Source organism: Mesorhizobium sp. M0051, from assembly GCF_040323235.1.
GTDB lineage: Bacteria > Pseudomonadota > Alphaproteobacteria > Rhizobiales > Rhizobiaceae > Mesorhizobium.
Genome location: NZ_JAMYUT010000003.1, coordinates 253403 through 269742, shown reverse-complemented (window position 1 = coordinate 269742; position 16340 = coordinate 253403). Strand labels below are relative to the sequence as shown.

Sequence of the window (16340 nt, the reverse complement as noted above, 5' to 3'; positions counted from 1 at the left end):
GGTTGCTTCTGAACAAGCCGCTCGAAAGTTGGCGATCCTTCACACCCCCCTCTGGCCTGCCGGCCATCTCCCCCGCAAGGGGGGAGATTGGATATCGCGTCGGCTTTCGCTAATCCCCAGAGAGAGCTGCGAGACGTGGCAAATCGCTCCTCATGAGGGGCAGCCATGACCCTCCGCTTCGACAAGCTCGGCGTGGTGATCGCCGCGATATCAGCCTACGCGGCTTTTGCGGCGCCCTTTGCCACGTTCCGTGCCAACCGCATCGTCCCCGGTCAGGCGCGCTCGATTATCGAGGCATTGCCGGCAGCGACCGGGCCGATGCTGCTCGCCATCATAGTCGCCGCGGCACTTGTCGCGCTGTTCAGGACACCGCTCGCGCTGCGCCTGGCAGCCAGCGCGGTGGCGCTTGCCGCACTCGCGCTGCTGATCGGCGTCGCCGGCACATTTCTTACGCCGGCGGGCAACACCTTTGCGAGAATTTCGCCGGCCTCCGGTTTCTGGAGTCTCATCTTTGCCTTCACGCTCTTGCTCGCCGACGTGCTGACACGGCTGAATCTGTCGCCCTGGGCGAGGGTTGGCGCGCTCGTGGTCGCGGCTTTGGCGATCGGTCTGTTGTTGATTTCGGGAAGCTGGGACAATCTGTCGATCCTGAAGGAATATTTCAACCGCGCCGACAGTTTCTGGGCCGAGGGCTCCAAGCATGTGACGCTGGCGCTCGGTTCGCTGGCGGCTGCGGTGATCGTCGGTCTGCCGCTCGGCATTCTCTGCCATCACGTCGAAAGGCTGCGCGCCGGCGTTCTCAACGTGCTCAACATCATCCAGACCATTCCCTCGATCGCGCTGTTCGGCCTGCTGATCGCGCCGCTCGGCTGGGTTGCCACGCATGTGCCGGGGGCTGCCGCGCTCGGCATTCGCGGCATCGGCACAGCACCCGCCTTCGTCGCGCTGTTCCTCTATTCGCTGCTGCCGGTGGTGGCCAACACCGTGGTCGGTCTCGCTGGCGTACCGCGCGCCGCCAACGACGCTGCGCGCGGCATGGGCATGACCGACAGGCAGCGCCTGTTCGGCGTCGAGTTTCCGCTGGCTTTTCCTGTCATCCTCACAGGCATCCGCATCGTTCTGGTGCAAAATATCGGCCTTGCCACCATTGCCGCGCTGATCGGTGGCGGCGGGTTCGGCGTGTTCGTCTTCCAGGGCGTTGGCCAGACGGCGATGGACCTTGTGCTGCTCGGCGCCGTGCCGACGGTCGCGCTCGCCTTTGCCGCCGCCATCATTCTCGATGCGGTGATCGAAATGACTGCCACCAAGCGCAGGGTTGAAACGGCATGATCGAGATCGAAGGCATTACCAAGCGCTATGACGCGACAACAGTGGTCGATGACGTTTCGATGGTCATCGAGCCGCGCACCATCGCCGTCATTGTCGGCACCTCCGGTTCCGGCAAGACGACGCTGCTGCGCATGATCAACCGGCTGGTCGAGCCGACCGCGGGCATCATCAAACTCGACGGCGCCGACAATCGTTCGCTGCCCGGTTACGAACTGCGCCGCAGCATCGGCTACGCTATCCAGGGCCACGGCCTGTTTCCGCATCGCACGGTAGCGCAGAACATCGCCACCGTGCCGGTGCTGCTTGGCTGGGACAAGGCCCGCATCAAGGCCCGGGTCGACGAGTTGATGACGCTCTATCAGCTTGATCCCGAAGCATTCGGGCCGCGCTATCCTCACGAACTGTCGGGCGGTCAGCAGCAGCGCGTTGGCGTTGCCCGCGCGCTTGCCGCCGAGCCCAACGTGCTGTTGATGGACGAACCGTTCGGCGCGCTCGACCCGATCATCCGCACCAAGGCGCAGGAGGATCTGCTGGCGATCCAGAAGCGCTTCGGCACCACCATCATCCTCGTCACCCACGACATGGAAGAGGCCGTGCATATGGGCGACAAGATCGCGGTCATGGATGCCGGCAAGCTGGTGCAATACGCCAAGCCCGCCGAGATCCTGGCGAAGCCTGCAAGCGCCTTCGTCGAGACCCTGGTCGGCGCCAGCGAAAGGCCATTCCGGTTGCTTTCACTCGGCCGCGTGCGCGATGCCGTGGAGAAGGGCTCCGCCGAAGGCGAAGCGATCCCCGGCGACGCCAGCCAGCGCGATGCACTGGCTGAATTGCTGTGGTCAGGCAGGCCGGCGCTGCCCGTCAAAGGCGCCGACGGCAAGTCGCTTGGCCGCGTCACGGTCGACGGTCTGGTGAAACGCGCGGCGAGGCCGGCATGAAGCCCTGGCTTCCATCGCTGCTCAGGCTAGCCTTGGTGGTGCTGCTCGTTGCTTTCGTCACCAATCCCGGCTGGTTCGAGCCGCTGCTGAAGCCGCTGACGGAGAACAACGCGCCGGTAATCTACAACCAGGGCAGCCTGCTGACGCTGACATTGCTGCATTTGCGCACCGTCCTGATCGCCACCGTGGCCGCGACCATTGTCGCTGTAGCGCTTGCCATCCTGGTCACAAGGCCGGCCGGCGCCGAATTCCTGCCGCTGTCGCGCAGCCTGGTCAACATCGGCCAGACCTTTCCGCCGGTGGCGGTGCTGGCGCTTGCCGTGCCGGCCGTCGGATTCGGCGAGAGGCCGACGCTGATCGCGCTGTTCCTCTACGGGCTGTTGCCGATCTTCGAAAATGCGCTGACCGGCCTGACGACGCTGCCGGCCAATGTCGTCGAGGCGGCGCGCGGTGCCGGCATGACCGGCTGGCAAAGGCTCATCAAGGTCGAACTGCCGCTCAGCGCCCCGATCATCCTCGGCGGCATCAGACTGTCGGTGGTGATCAGCCTTGCCACCGCCACCATCGGCTCGACGGTGGCCGCCAGGACGCTCGGCGAAGTGATCATCGCCGGGCTGTTGTCCAACAACCTCGCCTTCGTCCTTCAGGGCGGCCTGATCGTGGCGGCTCTGGCCGTGCTGATCTATGACGGCCTGTCGGCGATCGAGCGCTACACGGCGCGTCGCATGGGCCGGGAGGCAGAGTAGTCGGTTTCAGATTTCATCTTCGCCAACTTCCGCCATCTTCATAAGATGACGCAACAGGCCAGTCTTGAGCGGCGTATTGCCGTGTATCGGAATCGACAGACGTACGACGCTTCCCTGCTTTCCGTAGATATGATGGCTTCCGGCGACACGCAGAAGCTCCCAACCGCGTCGCTCGACTGCCCGCGAGAGTTCCTTGCCGGAAATGGGCTTCAAACTGCGACTTCCACGATCCTGCCGGGTTCCGAAGTCAAGGACGACGGAAGGTCGACTGAAAGACAGCCCTCAATGGCTTCGCGCAGATTTGCCAACAGCTCGTCCAGGGTTTCTCCCTGCGTTGCGCACCCTGGAATGGCGGGGACTTCGGCCCAGAATCCACCTTCCTCGGCTTCGTGGACAATAGCTTTGAATTTCATCGATCAACTCCTGCCTTGGTCCAGAAGATATGCTCGCGATGAGCATTTGCAAAGCAGGCGATCGTGCGGCCTACTCCGCAGCGTCGGTTTGGATCAGACAGAGCGTCCGACCCTATCGCCGGCAACCAGACGAAATCGTTCTCATTCAATCGATCTAATTCAGTAATGGCGCCGATGAGAATGGCGCCGCTTTCCACTTTTGGGCGAAAGCCGGGCAAAAACCGAACAATATCTTGACGTTCGCAGCCCTGTTTCGCATACACCGCTGCGAAGAGGCGGATTCCGTGCGCGGAATCCGGTCTTTGTCTCAACGGCCCAGGGAGGGGTTCTTTTGGGCCATCAATCGAGGATAATCCGGCAATGACAATTATCTCCGCCGTCATCGCCTGCGGCCTGCTTTCAATCCTTTACGCCATCTGGGCGACACGTTCGGTCCTTGCGGCCGATCAGGGCAATGCACGCATGCAGGAAATCTCCGCGGCCATCCGCGAGGGCGCACAAGCCTATCTGGCGCGTCAGTACACCACCATCGCCATCGTTGGCGTCGTCGTCCTCGTGCTCGCTTGGTGGTTGCTGTCCATCACCGCCGCGGTCGGCTTCCTGATCGGTGCAGTGCTTTCGGGCTCCGCCGGCTTCATCGGCATGCATGTCTCCGTTCGCGCCAACGTTCGCACGGCTCAGGCCGCATCAAACAGCCTCGCTGCCGGCCTCGACATCGCGTTCAAGTCGGGCGCCATCACCGGCATGCTCGTTGCTGGCCTGGCCTTGCTTGGCGTGTCGATCTACTACCTTGTCCTGACTCACTTCTTGGGCCTTCAGCCCGATGACCGCATCGTCATCGACTCGCTGGTCTCGCTCGGCTTCGGCGCGTCGCTGATCTCGATCTTCGCCCGTCTCGGCGGCGGCATCTTCACCAAGGGCGCCGATGTCGGCGGCGATCTCGTCGGCAAGGTCGAAGCCGGTATTCCCGAGGATGATCCGCGCAACCCCGCCACCATCGCCGACAATGTCGGCGACAATGTCGGCGACTGCGCCGGCATGGCCGCCGACCTGTTCGAAACCTATGCGGTGACCGTTGTCGCCACCATGGTTCTCGGCTCCATCTTCTTTGGCGGCACCGCCGTTCTGGGTGCTGCGATGCTCTATCCGCTCGCCATTTGCGGCGCCTGCATCCTGACCTCGATCGTCGGCACTTTCTTCGTCAAGCTCGGCTCTAACGGCTCGATCATGGGCGCCCTCTACAAGGGCCTGATCGTCACCGGCCTGTTGTCCGTCGTCGGTCTCGGCGTCGCCACCTCCGTATGTCTTGGCTGGGGTGAGGTCGGCACTGTCGCGGGCATGGTCATCACCGGCAAGAACCTGTTCATCTGCGGCCTGATCGGCCTCGCGGTGACCGGTCTCATCGTCGTGATCACCGAATACTACACCGGGACCAACAAGCGCCCGGTCAACTCCATCGCCCAGGCGTCGGTGACCGGTCACGGCACCAACGTCATCCAGGGCCTTGCGGTCTCGCTGGAATCGACGGCACTGCCGGCGATCGTCATCGTCGGCGGCATCATCTCGACCTATCAGCTCGCCGGGCTCTATGGCACGGCGATCGCGGTCACGACTATGCTCGGCCTTGCCGGCATGATCGTTGCGCTCGACGCCTTCGGCCCGGTCACCGACAATGCTGGCGGCATTGCTGAAATGGCCGGCCTGCCCAAGGAAGTGCGCCACTCCACCGACGCGCTCGACGCGGTCGGCAACACCACCAAGGCGGTGACCAAGGGCTACGCCATCGGTTCGGCCGGCCTCGGCGCGCTGGTGCTGTTCGCCGCTTATTCGAACGACCTGAAGTTCTTTGCCGCCAATGGCGACAAATATCCCTACTTCCAGGGCATGGGCGAGATCTCCTTCGATCTCTCCAACCCCTACGTCGTTGCCGGCCTGATCTTCGGCGGCCTGATCCCGTATCTGTTCGGCGGCATCGCCATGACGGCTGTCGGCCGTGCTGCCGGCGCCATCGTCGAGGAGGTGCGCAAGCAGTTCCGCGAGGATCCGGGCATCATGGCCGGCACTTCCAAGCCGAACTACGCCCGCGCGGTCGATCTTCTGACCAAGGCGGCGATCCGGGAAATGATCATCCCGTCTCTGCTGCCGGTGCTGGCGCCGCTCGTCGTCTATTTCGGCGTGCTGCTGATCTCGGGCTCGAAGGCGTCCGCCTTTGCAGCGCTGGGAGCCTCGCTGCTCGGCGTCATCGTCAACGGCCTGTTCGTCGCCATCTCGATGACCTCCGGTGGCGGCGCCTGGGACAACGCCAAGAAGTCCTTCGAGGACGGCTTTGTCGACAAGGACGGCGTCAAGCATCGCAAGGGTTCCGAGGCGCACAAGGCTTCGGTGACCGGCGACACGGTCGGCGATCCCTACAAGGACACCGCCGGCCCGGCCGTCAACCCGGCGATCAAGATCACCAACATCGTGGCTCTCCTGCTGCTGGCCGTGCTCGCGCACGGCTGATCGAAGAGCATTGGTCGAAACAAAACCCGCGGGAGCGATCCCGCGGGTTTTGCTATTGAACGATAACGACGTCGATCCCTCAGTGCTTCTCTTCGGCCCAGCCTTCGCGGCGTTCGCGATAACGCAAGCGCCCAGGCCTGGCCCGCGTCTCGACTGTCGGCCACTCTAATTCTGTTTGGCGAGCATTCCGCCGCCTCGCCTTGACCGTGGCCATAACAAAAACCCGCAGGATCGCTCCCGCGGGTTTTTGGTCGCCTGAGATGGTGCTGCCCTCTCCGGGCGGTCTGAGATCAGGGAGTGCCGCCGCCGGGAACGCCGGGGGCCAGCTTGCTGGCGCCGTTGATGATCTGGCTGAGGAAGTTCTGGTCCTTGCCGCCGGTCGGTGTGGTGCGCGAGATGAAGTCGAAAATCTTGCCGTCCTTCAAGCCATATTTGGCGATCTGGGTGACGCGGCCGTCGGCGCCGAAATAGACCGCCAGCACCTTCTGGTCGACGAGCCTCGGCTTGTCGAAGGCCACGTAGCGCTTGCGCGTCTGCGAAATGTAGTAGAACGCCTCATTGTCGAAGGTCGCCGTCGTCGACGGCGTGCCGAGCGCCAGCAGCACCTGCTCGCGGCTAGAGCCGACGGGCACCGAATCGATTGCCTGCTGGTCGATGACATACCCTTGCGTCAGCGTCTCGCTCGGGCTGAGGTCGCCGATCATCTTGGAGGTGTGGCAGGCGGATAGCGCCGAAATGATAACCAGCAGCGAGATTGCGCCGGCGGGCCTGGACGAGTAGGTCGACTTGAAATTCAGGGCGCGCAACAACAACTCCATTAGCTGGCCGCAACTTGCGCTGGGCCGCGAAACCGGTAAACCAGCTTGCTTGCCGATGCAACAAGGCCACTTCAACAAACGGTCCCCAGGAGACCATCCCCAATGTTCCAGCGCCTTTTTGGCCGCGAACGCCACGCCAACCGCGCTATCACCGAGGCGCTTTACGCACAAATCGTGGCGGCCGCGCGGCAGACCGTGTTTTATTCCCATTGGAATGTGCCGGACACGCCGCTTGGCCGTTTCGAGATGCTGTCGCTGCACATGTTCCTGTTCCAGCACCGGTTGCGCGGCGAGGGTGGCGTGGCGCAAGAGGTTGCCCAGGTGCTGATCGACGAGTTCTTCCTCGACGTGGATCATTCGCTGCGGGAATTGGGCGTTGGCGATGTCGGTGTACCCAAGCGCATGAAAAAGTTGGCAAGGATGTTTTATGGCCGAACCGCCGCATATGACGATGCGCTGGAAAGAAATGACCGCAACGGGCTCACCGCAGCCCTTGCCCGCAATGTCCGGCCCGACTCCGGCGCCTGGCCGGAAGCATCGCTCCTTGCCAACTACGTCACCGATGCTCGCGATCAACTGGCCGCGCAGTCATCCGAATCGATTGTCGCCGGCACGCTGGCGTTTCCCGTTGCCAAGGGAGATTGAACAATGAAGCACGTTGACCTGCAAAGCCCGGTATCCTTCCGCGCAAACGTCACTCGCCTGCCGCAGAAGGGTCTGCCGGTGGTTATCGAGGCCGATGCCGCACAGCGTGCGGCGCTGGCCGAGGAGCACGGGCTGATTTCGGTCGAATCCTATCGCGCCGAGCTTCTGGTGGCGTCATGGAAGCGCAATGGCGTGAAGGTCAGCGGTCGTGTCGAAGCCGACATCACCCAGGCCTGTATCGTCACGCTCGAGCCCATCGGGGCGCATATCGACGAACCGGTCGAAGCGCTGTTGCTGCCTGAGGACTCCAAGCTGGGACGGCAGGGTTTCGAGGGTGGCGGCGAGATCCTGCTCGACGCCGAAGGCCCTGACAGTCCCGAAACGTTTTCCGGTGACACGATCGATGTCGGGGCACTTGCCGAACAGTACTTCGGACTGGCCATCGACCCTTATCCGCGCAAGCAGGGTGCCTCGCTGGCGGCCGGCAGCGAGACCGAACCGGCGGAGAATGAATTTCAGCAAAAACTGCGATCCTTGCTGGGAAAATCCTGAAAACCTCGCCCGTGACGGAAAAGCCGGTTGTGCGGCAGCCCAAAACCGTTATTTTCGCCGAACCTTCGCGGTCGCTGAAGCGACCTGCCGCCTAACCGTGAGATAAATACCGCGTGATCAGGATTTCCATCGATGCCATGGGCGGCGATCACGGACCAGCCGTGGTCATTCCGGCGCTCATGACCGTCGCGACCCGCCGTCCCGACATCCGCTTCGTCATCTTCGGGCGTGAGGAGGTCGTGCGCCCGGAACTAGCCAAATTTCCGAAGCTCGCCGCGGTCACCGAGTTCTTCCATTGCGAGGTGGCGGTCAGAATGGACGACAAGCCGAGCCAGGCGCTGCGCCAGGGCCGCTGGAAGTCGTCGATGTGGAAGGCGGTCGAAGCGGTCAAGGCCGGCACGGCGGACGCCTGCATTTCCGCCGGCAACACCGGCGCGCTGATGGCGATGTCGAAATTCTGCCTGCGCACCATGGCCACCATCGATCGCCCGGCGATCGCGGCCCTGTGGCCGACATTGCGGGGCGAAAGCGTGGTGCTGGACGTTGGCGCCACCATCGGCGCCGACGCGCACCAGCTGATCGACTTTGCCATTCTGGGCACCGGCATGGCGCGCTCGGTCTTCGGCGTCGCCAGGCCGACCGTTGGCCTGCTCAATGTCGGGGTTGAGGAGATCAAGGGCCAGGAAGAGGTCAAGGAGGCCGGGCGCATGCTGCGCGAAGCCAACATGGCCTCGATGAACTATCATGGTTTCGTCGAGGGCGACGACATCGGCAAGGGCGTGGTCGACGTTGTCGTCACCGAAGGCTTTGCCGGCAACATCGCGCTGAAAACGGCGGAAGGCACGGTGCGCCAGATCAGTGGTTATCTGCGCGCGGCGATGAGCCGGACGCTGATGGCCAGGATCGGCTACATTTTCGCCAAGGGCGCTTTCGATCGCCTGCGCGAAAAGATGGATGTCGGCCGCTCCAACGGCGGCGTCTTCCTTGGACTGAACGGCATCGTGGTGAAAAGCCACGGCGGTGCCGATTCGGACGGCTTCGCTGCGGCGATCGAGCTTGGCTATGATATGGTGCGCAACAATCTGCTCGACCGCATCGAGGCCGACCTCCACCTGTTCCATGCGCGCAACCCGCATGCCCAGGCAAACAGGAAATCCGACGTCGTAACCGACGCAAAGGAATAGGAAAGAACTTTGATCAGATCAGTCGTGCGCGGCACGGGCGCCGCGCTGCCCCGCAGAATCATGAAGAATGCCGATTTCGAAGGCATGGTCGAAACATCCGACGAGTGGATCGCGCAGCGCACCGGCATTCGCCAGCGCCATATCGCTGGGGATGACGAGACCACGGCTTCGCTCGGTGAGGCGGCGGCGCGCGCAGCGCTTGCCAATGCTGGTCTCACGCCCGCCGACATCGATCTGGTCGTGCTGGCGACCTCGACGCCCAACAACACCTTCCCGGCCACCGCCGTCGATATCCAGAACCGGCTCGGCATGCATCACGGCTTTGCCTTCGATCTGCAGGCGGTCTGCTCGGGCTTTGTCTATGCCGTGGCCACCGCCGATCTCTACATCCGCGGCGGTCTCGCCAAGCGCGTCCTAGTCATCGGCTCGGAGACGTTCTCGCGCATCCTCGACTGGAGCGACCGCTCGACCTGTGTGCTGTTCGGCGACGGCGCCGGTGCCGTGGTCGTGGAAGCCGGCGAGGGGACTGGCGCAATCGCCGACCGTGGCGTGCTGGCGGCCAGCCTGCGCTCGGACGGTACTCACAAGGACAAGCTTTTCGTCGACGGCGGGCCGTCGACCACGGGCACCGTCGGCCACCTCCGAATGGAGGGCCGCGAAGTCTTCAAGCATGCGGTGGGCATGATTACCGACGTCATCCAAGCGACGTTCGCGCAAGCCGGCATCACCGCCGATGACCTCGATTGGTTCGTGCCGCACCAGGCCAATAAACGAATTATTGACGCTTCCGCCAAGAAGCTCGGGATAGCCGAGCAAAAGGTGGTGGTCACGGTCGATTTGCACGGTAACACCTCGGCTGCTTCCGTGCCCCTGGCGCTTTCGGTGGCCGTCGCGGACGGCCGCATCAAGAAGGGCGATCTGGTGCTTCTGGAGGCCATGGGTGGCGGCTTCACCTGGGGTGCGGTCCTGGTTCGCTGGTAAGTGCCAAACGGTCCGGTTTCGGTCCTTGACCTTGCCGGATCAATTACTTAGGCTCTATCGTTGTTGTGCCGAATTTTATGTTTTGAGCTGATGGGACGGTCGGATGGGGGGAAAGACACTTACGCGCGCCGACCTTGCCGAGGCGGTTTACCGGAAGGTCGGCCTGTCGCGCACTGAATCGGCCGAACTCGTCGAAGCGGTGCTGGACGAAATCTGCGAGGCGATCGTCCGTGGCGAGACGGTGAAGCTGTCGTCCTTCGCGACGTTCCACGTTCGCTCCAAGAACGAGCGCATCGGCCGCAATCCGAAGACCGGCGAAGAAGTGCCGATCCTGCCGCGCCGGGTGATGACCTTCAAGTCGTCGAACGTCCTGAAGAACCGTATCTTGCGCTCCCACCAAAGCGGCAAGGCCAAAAGCGGCAAGTAGACCATCGCGCGGTTGAAAACCGCCGCCGCCATGACGCCGGGCTTGAATATTGCTTCATAAACCGCTGAAATGAGACCCGATTCGGCAGGGTAAAGCCGGATCATCGTCCAGCGTGAGGATTCGCCCATGGACAAGAGCCCCGACGCCTTTCGTACCATCAGCGAGGTCGCTGAAGATCTCGATTTGCCGCAGCATGTGCTGCGCTTCTGGGAAACGCGTTTCACCCAGATCAAGCCGATGAAGCGCGGGGGCGGCCGTCGTTACTATCGGCCGCAGGATGTCGAACTGATCAAGGGCATCCGCCACATGCTCTACGACCAGGGCTACACCATCAAGGGCGTGCAGAAGCTGTTGCGCGAGAACGGCAATCATTTCCTGGTCGCCATCGGCAGTGGCGACATGGCGGCCGTTGAGGCGATTTCGCAGCGAAAGCAGGCCGATCAAGTGCCGTTGACGCCCGCGGCCCAGCCGCGCGGCATGGACGACGAACTGGTTGGCCAGCCGCGCGTCAAACCCAGCCGCCGCTTTTTCGGCCTCGGCAAGAGCGACGAGGACGGTCCGGTGCAGCCGGACGCGTCGAAACTCTCGCGCGACAATCGCGCGCTGCTGCAGGAAGCGCTGTTCGATCTTCTGGAATGCAAGCGCCTGCTTGACCAGGTGCGCTAAAGCAATTCCAGCAAAAGTGTGAAACGGTTTTGCCGGGAAAAGCGCACAGCGCTTTCCCTTTGGGAATTGCGTAAAAACAAAGAGATAGAGCTGCCCGAACCGATATCGATATTTCGAAAACCGGAACCCGTCTTCCGATGAGGCGTTACGCTTCCTTCTAAACGTGAAGGAAACACATCATGGCATCATCTTCGACCCTCTCTGGCATGGATATCGACAGACAGGTCGCGGCTCTGACCAAGGAATTGGCCAGCCTGAGAAAGGCAGTGGCCAAGCGAGGCGGTGCCTACTACGAGGACGGTCGCGATGCCGCGCTCGACACCTATTCCGATCTTGCCGAACGTCTGCGCGATGCCATGCCGGCAATCCGCAAACGGGGCAGAGTGATCGAGAAGTCGGCCCGCGATCATCCGGCGGTAGCCGCTGCGGTCGGCCTTGTGGTGGTTGGCCTCGTCGCCAGCCTGCTGTTCAGCCGGCGCTGAGGAGTAGGCCCGGTCATTCGGATGCTGAAGATCCCCGACGCTGTCGTTCGACGAAATCGACGCGCCCGCATCGTGTCGCGCCGCAGTGCCAAGAGGAGACCAGCCTTGAACAAGTAGCCAAGGCCGGTCTTCTGGTTGGCATGTTAGTAGGCCTTCCTCATCATATTCTTCATGTGGTGGTGATGAACGTGATGGCGGCGATGCATCCCATAGTGGCAAACAGCGTGGTGGTGATGACGATGATGTCTTGCCATCGGGGCCGCATCCGCGCTCGTTGCGCCGATCACCGGCACCGTGAAAGCAAGTGCAACTGCAAGCCCGAGGGTCGAGAGGAGGGACTTCTTCATGGATCGTTTCCTTCTTAGCAGGTTCATCGGCTCGGTCATCCGATCGCCGCGAATGGGATTACGCTCCTGAATTTTTTCGTCAGTATCTCCCGATTGTAGAATCTTGTTTCCGGACTGTTTCTACGCAATCCAGGGCCGCCGGCGTCATCATCGCCAGGGCCGAAACGCCGCGCCTCGCAGGCGGCTGGTTCACGATCCCGTGACGGTCCGTTTGGCTCTTGGCAAATCGCTGGCGAGCGGGCATCTTCCCGGTCGTCTCAGGCAACACTCCTCATTTGATCAAACCTTTCAGTCATGGAGTTGCCAATGCCCCATAATGCAAAAAGCGAAGCCCGCCCCGAATCGGCAATCAACGGGAGCGGGCCTGATTACAGCACCCTCAGAGCGATGCGGGAGGCCCGCGGCTACAGCGTGGAAAAGCTTTCCCTGACGTGCGGTCTGGCGGTCGACGAGATTGAGGATATCGAGAGCGGCAAGGTGACCGATCCGTTGAAGCTGCGTCGTATTGTGTCCGCGCTTCGACTTCCCCAGGAGGCCCTGATCACTCCGGCCGTGCCAACGCCGGCCGCGCAAGGCCGATCCCTGTCATAATCTGCACCAGGTGTTCCAAGAACCCGCCAAGGCCTCCTTGGCGGGTTCTTTGTACCTGCCGCTGCATTCGCTTCAGTCTGGGGCTTGCCGATTTGTGTGTCGCGCGTGTTCATACGCGCGGCGGCCAAAATCCGCTGGAAGTCACTCTGCCATTCATCAACTTTTGAATCATGGATTTTGACGATGAGCCTGGAATCCGTTCGTGCCTTCTTCGCCACCCGCGCACCCGACATCGATGTCATCGTCACGGAAGCGAGTTCGGCGACGGTGACCTTGGCGGCGGAGGCGCATGGCGTGCTGCCGGCACAGATCGCCAAGACGATCTGCCTGCGCGTCGGCGATCGCACCATGCTGGTGGTGACCAGCGGTATCGCCAGGCTGGACAACCGCAAGTTCAAGGACCAGTTCGGCGGCAAGCCGCGCATGCTCGACGCCGCCGAGGTTGTCGAAGCGACGAGCCATCCGGTCGGCGGCGTCTGCCCGTTCGGCCTGCCGGCGCCACTGCCGACCTTCTGTGATGTATCGCTGCGCGAATTCGACGAGGTCGTGCCAGCCGCAGGCGCCACCAATGCCGCGGTGCGAATCGCGCTACAGCGCATGATCGATCTCACTGGTGCTGAGTGGGTCGATGTCTGCCAAGGGTAGGTCAGGCCCGGTATTGCAGGGCTCGCCGGCAGCCGCGATCGTACCGGCATGATAGGCGCCGAATTTCGGTTGACCCGACCGGGGTTATCACGATACATCGCGACCGGTCCGGAGTGTAGCGCAGCCCGGTAGCGCACTTGACTGGGGGTCAAGGGGTCGTCGGTTCGAATCCGGCCACTCCGACCATTTTGAGGCAGGACTTCCCCCGAGTCCGCATTGGCTGGAAATCCAGCCAGATCAGGTTCCAATCTTTAGCTTCTTGCTTGTACCGACGCAGGCCGCAACAGTCGCTGATGGCGATACTCCAGTGCGATCGCGCCCCAGATCAGGCCGAGCAGCAAATAGACGTGACGCCAGTGGTCGATGTCGATGAAGGTGCCGAGCCCGATATTGCCGATGAAGGCGACATAGGCGCACAGGAGATAGGGCTGCCACGGACGGTCGCGCAGCAGGATGCGGAAGCCGGCTGATATCGTCCATAAGACGAGCGCGAGGAACGACACGAAGCCGAGCCAGCCATAGTCCATCAGCATCTTCAGCCAGATGTCGTGGGTGTCCTCGCCAAAAATCTTGCCGAAGACCAGCGGACCGATGCCGAACGGATGCTCCATCGCCATCTGGAAGCCGATCCCGTAGCGGGCGAAGCGGCCGAGGCGGGCGGTGTCGTAGCTCTGCTCGAGATGGGCGCGGTTGGAGAACATTTCCGACACGCCGGGCAGCTGCAGGATGACGATCATGGCGACGACCAGCAGTGCCAGCGCGGCGATCGTCATCACCACCACGCGCAGCCGGAACATGCCGCTGGCGCTCTGCAGGAACAGGCAGCCGGTGAGCAGGACAGCGGAGACGGCGAACATGCCCCAGGCGCCGCGCGAGAAGGAAAAGAAGATGCCCGCCGTGATGATCAGCAGCGGCACTGCCAGCAGAGGCATGCGTGCGACCGGTCCGGTCAACAGCAGATAGAGCAGATAGATGCCGGGCAGCACCAGGAATGGTCCGAACACGTTCGGATCCTGGAAAGCGCCGGCGGCGCGGTCGTATTTGGTGAACATCGCCGCACCCGGAAAGGCATGGAAATAGCCGGCAATGCCGAGCAGCGAGGTTATCACCGCCGACACGACATAGGCGACGAAGATCAGCCGGTAGAGGCTGGGTTGTACCGCCGTCACCGAGGCGAAGAACACGGCGGTGAAGGCAAGAAACAGCGAGACGGCGAGATAGAGCGGCGTGTTGGCGAGATCCGACATCTGCGTCATCGCCATCATGCCGCCGATGTTCATCGTCACCAGCAGCACCAGGAGCGGCATTGCGGCACGCGACACCCTGAGGCCGAACAGGGCCCAGATGGCGATCAGTCCCGCCATATAAAGTTCGTAAGGCGCCGGTTCGCTGATGACGAAGCCGGACAGGAATATGCCGAGGAAGACCGCGCATGAGGAGATCAGTGCGATCAGCTTGGCGTTGACCGCCGCGCGCGGCAAATCATGGCTGATCGCGCTCAATAGGCGTTTTCCGTGTTGAGCAGCCGGACCGGCGTCAGGAACAGGATGCGCAAGTCGAACAGCAGCGACCAGTTCTCGATGTAGTAGAGGTCGTACTCCGTCCGCATGCGGATCTTCTCATTGGTGTCCATCTCGCCGCGCCAGCCATTGATCTGCGCCCAGCCGGTGACGCCGGGCTTGACCTTGTGGCGCGCGAAATAGCCGTCGACCACTTCGTTGTAGAGCAGGTTGTGCGACTGCGCGGCGATGGCATGCGGGCGTGGACCGACAAGCGACAGCGAACCCAAGAGCGAGTTGAAGAACTGCGGCAGCTCGTCGATCGAGGTCTTGCGGATGAAGCGGCCGACACGGGTGACGCGCGGGTCGTTCTTGGTCACCGTCTGCTTGGCGGTCGGGTCGGCCTTATCCGTATACATCGAACGGAACTTGTAGACCTCGATGATCTCGTTGTTGAAGCCGTGCCGCTTCTGGTGGAACAGCACCGGCCCCTTGCTGTCCAGCTTGATGGCGATGGCGGTCGCCAGCATCACCGGCGAGAACACGACGATGCCGATGAGACTGAAGACGATATCGAAGGCGCGCTTGGCGACCGAATCCCAGTCGTTGATCGGCTTGTCGAAAATATCGAGCATCGGCACCGAGCCGATGTAGGAATAAGAGCGCGGGCGAAATTGCAGTGCGTTGGAATGCGCCGACAGCCGGATGTCGACCGGCAGCACCCATAGTTTCTTCAGTAGCTGCAACACGCGCGATTCCGCAGTCAGCGGCAGCGACACGATCAGCATGTCGATGCGGGCGATGCGGGCGAATTCGATCAGTTCCGAGATGGTGCCGAGCTTCGGATAGCCGGCGACGATGGGCGGCGAGCGCTTGTCCCCGCGATCGTCGAAGATGCCGCAGATGCGGATGTCGTTGTAAGGCTGCTTTTCGACCGAACGGATCAGGATTTCCGCCGCCTTGCCGCCGCCGACGATGACGGCGCGCCGTTCCATGCGGCCATCGCGCGCCCAGCGCCGGATCAACTTCGACATCACCAGCCTGAGGCCGAAGATGAGGACGAAACCGATGACGAACCAGCTGCCGAACAAAAGGCGCGAATAGTCTTGCGCCATCTTCATGGCGAACGCGGTCAACGCCATCAGGGCGAAGGCACCAGCCCAGGCCAGCAGGATGCGGCTGAAATTAGCGATCGGCCGCATCAGCGAAACAACCTGGTAGCAGTCGGTAACGTCGAGCAGAACCACGGCCAGGAAAGACGCGGCGGCGATCGTCAGCGGATACTGCCAGGCGAGATAGTTGAAGAACCCGACAAAATGGAAATAGACGGCGAGCCCAGACAGCAGCAGCAAGCCGAATTCGACCATGCGCAGGACGCCGCTGACCATGATCGGCGACATCGTATCGCGCCTGTACTGCGTAGCGACCTGGCGGGCGACATCGTTCATGCCGATGGGAGTATCGCCATCGGCCGGGCCGTCGAATTTACGCACCGCCTCTGCTGAAAAGCGGCGCGCGGGGTCGATCTCGTTCATGGGGCTTTCCGCAAGCTTCCCGACGGTGAATAGCAAAAGAGAG

General features: G+C 62.4%; 20 protein-coding genes and 1 tRNA gene. 14 read left to right on the top strand and 7 right to left on the bottom strand.

Annotated elements, in window-relative coordinates; all coding sequences use genetic code 11:
- The first annotated feature begins 165 nt into the window (after positions 1 to 165).
- Genes NKJ90_RS05155 through NKJ90_RS05145 form a run of 3 tightly spaced genes read left to right on the top strand, consistent with a single transcriptional unit; the run spans position 166 to position 3010 of the window.
- On the top strand, positions 166 to 1329 hold the full coding sequence (locus NKJ90_RS05155) for an ABC transporter permease (RefSeq protein ID WP_023759896.1): 1164 nt from the start codon (positions 166 to 168) through the stop codon (positions 1327 to 1329).
- Positions 1326 to 2264 (top strand): ABC transporter ATP-binding protein, encoded by a 939-nt coding sequence (locus NKJ90_RS05150; RefSeq protein ID WP_023759895.1) that lies wholly within the window; start codon positions 1326 to 1328, stop codon positions 2262 to 2264. The genes NKJ90_RS05155 and NKJ90_RS05150 overlap by 4 nt, the downstream gene beginning before the upstream one ends.
- Positions 2261 to 3010 (top strand): ABC transporter permease, encoded by a 750-nt coding sequence (locus tag NKJ90_RS05145; protein WP_023759894.1) that lies wholly within the window; start codon positions 2261 to 2263, stop codon positions 3008 to 3010. The genes NKJ90_RS05150 and NKJ90_RS05145 overlap by 4 nt, the downstream gene beginning before the upstream one ends.
- Before the next feature lie 6 nt (positions 3011 to 3016).
- Here the strand turns inward: NKJ90_RS05145 and NKJ90_RS05140 are convergent, their stop codons facing one another.
- Genes NKJ90_RS05140 through NKJ90_RS05130 form a run of 3 tightly spaced genes read right to left on the bottom strand, consistent with a single transcriptional unit; the run spans position 3017 to position 3806 of the window.
- Positions 3017 to 3223, bottom strand: a complete 207-nt coding sequence (locus NKJ90_RS05140) for a type II toxin-antitoxin system HicA family toxin (protein ID WP_023759893.1) — start codon at positions 3221 to 3223, stop codon at positions 3017 to 3019.
- Positions 3220 to 3423 carry a type II toxin-antitoxin system HicB family antitoxin gene (locus tag NKJ90_RS05135; RefSeq protein ID WP_023759892.1) on the bottom strand — a complete coding sequence of 68 codons (204 nt, stop codon included), beginning with the start codon at positions 3421 to 3423 and terminating at the stop codon, positions 3220 to 3222. The genes NKJ90_RS05140 and NKJ90_RS05135 overlap by 4 nt, the downstream gene beginning before the upstream one ends.
- The gene (locus NKJ90_RS05130) at positions 3420 to 3806 is read right to left on the bottom strand and encodes a hypothetical protein (RefSeq protein ID WP_156938563.1); all 387 of its coding nucleotides are present in this window, start codon (positions 3804 to 3806) and stop codon (positions 3420 to 3422) included. Before NKJ90_RS05130 ends, NKJ90_RS05135 begins: the two co-directional genes overlap by 4 nt.
- Here NKJ90_RS05130 and NKJ90_RS05125 point away from each other — a divergent pair.
- On the top strand, positions 3784 to 5925 hold the full coding sequence (locus NKJ90_RS05125) for a sodium-translocating pyrophosphatase (protein ID WP_023759891.1): 2142 nt from the start codon (positions 3784 to 3786) through the stop codon (positions 5923 to 5925). The two genes, NKJ90_RS05130 and NKJ90_RS05125, sit on opposite strands and share 23 nt — an antisense overlap.
- Before the next feature lie 290 nt (positions 5926 to 6215).
- Here NKJ90_RS05125 and NKJ90_RS05120 read toward each other — a convergent pair whose 3' ends face one another.
- Positions 6216 to 6731, bottom strand: a complete 516-nt coding sequence (locus NKJ90_RS05120) for an outer membrane protein assembly factor BamE (protein WP_023759890.1) — start codon at positions 6729 to 6731, stop codon at positions 6216 to 6218.
- A 114-nt stretch (positions 6732 to 6845) separates the two neighbouring features.
- Between NKJ90_RS05120 and NKJ90_RS05115 the strand changes: the two genes are divergently transcribed.
- The 7 genes from NKJ90_RS05115 (at position 6846) to NKJ90_RS05085 (ending at position 11680) form a co-directional block, all read left to right on the top strand.
- Positions 6846 to 7388, top strand: a complete 543-nt coding sequence (locus tag NKJ90_RS05115) for a ubiquinol-cytochrome C chaperone family protein (protein ID WP_023759889.1) — start codon at positions 6846 to 6848, stop codon at positions 7386 to 7388.
- Between the two features lie 3 nt (positions 7389 to 7391).
- Positions 7392 to 7940 carry a YceD family protein gene (locus NKJ90_RS05110; RefSeq protein ID WP_023759888.1) on the top strand — a complete coding sequence of 183 codons (549 nt, stop codon included), beginning with the start codon at positions 7392 to 7394 and terminating at the stop codon, positions 7938 to 7940.
- Positions 7941 to 8053: 113 nt separating this feature from the next.
- A complete protein-coding gene (gene plsX / locus NKJ90_RS05105; protein ID WP_023759887.1) occupies positions 8054 to 9124 on the top strand; it encodes a phosphate acyltransferase PlsX in 1071 nt (356 codons plus the stop codon).
- A 9-nt stretch (positions 9125 to 9133) separates the two neighbouring features.
- A complete protein-coding gene (locus tag NKJ90_RS05100; protein ID WP_352485755.1) occupies positions 9134 to 10105 on the top strand; it encodes a beta-ketoacyl-ACP synthase III in 972 nt (323 codons plus the stop codon).
- A 103-nt stretch (positions 10106 to 10208) separates the two neighbouring features.
- A complete protein-coding gene (locus NKJ90_RS05095) occupies positions 10209 to 10532 on the top strand; it encodes an integration host factor subunit alpha (RefSeq protein ID WP_023759885.1) in 324 nt (107 codons plus the stop codon).
- Between the two features lie 126 nt (positions 10533 to 10658).
- A complete protein-coding gene (locus NKJ90_RS05090; protein WP_023759884.1) occupies positions 10659 to 11198 on the top strand; it encodes a MerR family transcriptional regulator in 540 nt (179 codons plus the stop codon).
- A 179-nt stretch (positions 11199 to 11377) separates the two neighbouring features.
- A complete protein-coding gene (locus NKJ90_RS05085; RefSeq protein ID WP_023759883.1) occupies positions 11378 to 11680 on the top strand; it encodes a hypothetical protein in 303 nt (100 codons plus the stop codon).
- Positions 11681 to 11823: 143 nt separating this feature from the next.
- Here NKJ90_RS05085 and NKJ90_RS05080 read toward each other — a convergent pair whose 3' ends face one another.
- On the bottom strand, positions 11824 to 12027 hold the full coding sequence (locus tag NKJ90_RS05080; RefSeq protein ID WP_031260354.1) for a hypothetical protein: 204 nt from the start codon (positions 12025 to 12027) through the stop codon (positions 11824 to 11826).
- 306 nt (positions 12028 to 12333) lie between these two features.
- On the opposite strand from NKJ90_RS05080, the gene NKJ90_RS05075 reads away from it, so the two are divergent.
- The 3 genes from NKJ90_RS05075 (at position 12334) to NKJ90_RS05065 (ending at position 13449) form a co-directional block, all read left to right on the top strand.
- Complete coding sequence (locus NKJ90_RS05075) at positions 12334 to 12618, top strand: helix-turn-helix domain-containing protein (RefSeq protein WP_023759881.1); 285 nt, start codon at positions 12334 to 12336, stop codon at positions 12616 to 12618.
- A 183-nt stretch (positions 12619 to 12801) separates the two neighbouring features.
- Complete coding sequence (locus tag NKJ90_RS05070; RefSeq protein ID WP_023759880.1) at positions 12802 to 13263, top strand: YbaK/EbsC family protein; 462 nt, start codon at positions 12802 to 12804, stop codon at positions 13261 to 13263.
- 109 nt (positions 13264 to 13372) lie between these two features.
- Positions 13373 to 13449: transfer RNA gene (locus NKJ90_RS05065), tRNA-Pro, on the top strand.
- 65 nt (positions 13450 to 13514) lie between these two features.
- Here the strand turns inward: NKJ90_RS05065 and NKJ90_RS05060 are convergent.
- Together NKJ90_RS05060 and NKJ90_RS05055 are read right to left on the bottom strand one after the other, a co-directional pair.
- Positions 13515 to 14765, bottom strand: coding sequence for an O-antigen ligase family protein (locus tag NKJ90_RS05060; protein WP_023759879.1), 1251 nt, complete (start codon positions 14763 to 14765; stop codon positions 13515 to 13517).
- A complete protein-coding gene (locus NKJ90_RS05055; RefSeq protein ID WP_023759878.1) occupies positions 14762 to 16297 on the bottom strand; it encodes an undecaprenyl-phosphate glucose phosphotransferase in 1536 nt (511 codons plus the stop codon). Before NKJ90_RS05055 ends, NKJ90_RS05060 begins: the two co-directional genes overlap by 4 nt.
- Between the last annotated feature and the right edge of the window lie 43 nt (positions 16298 to 16340).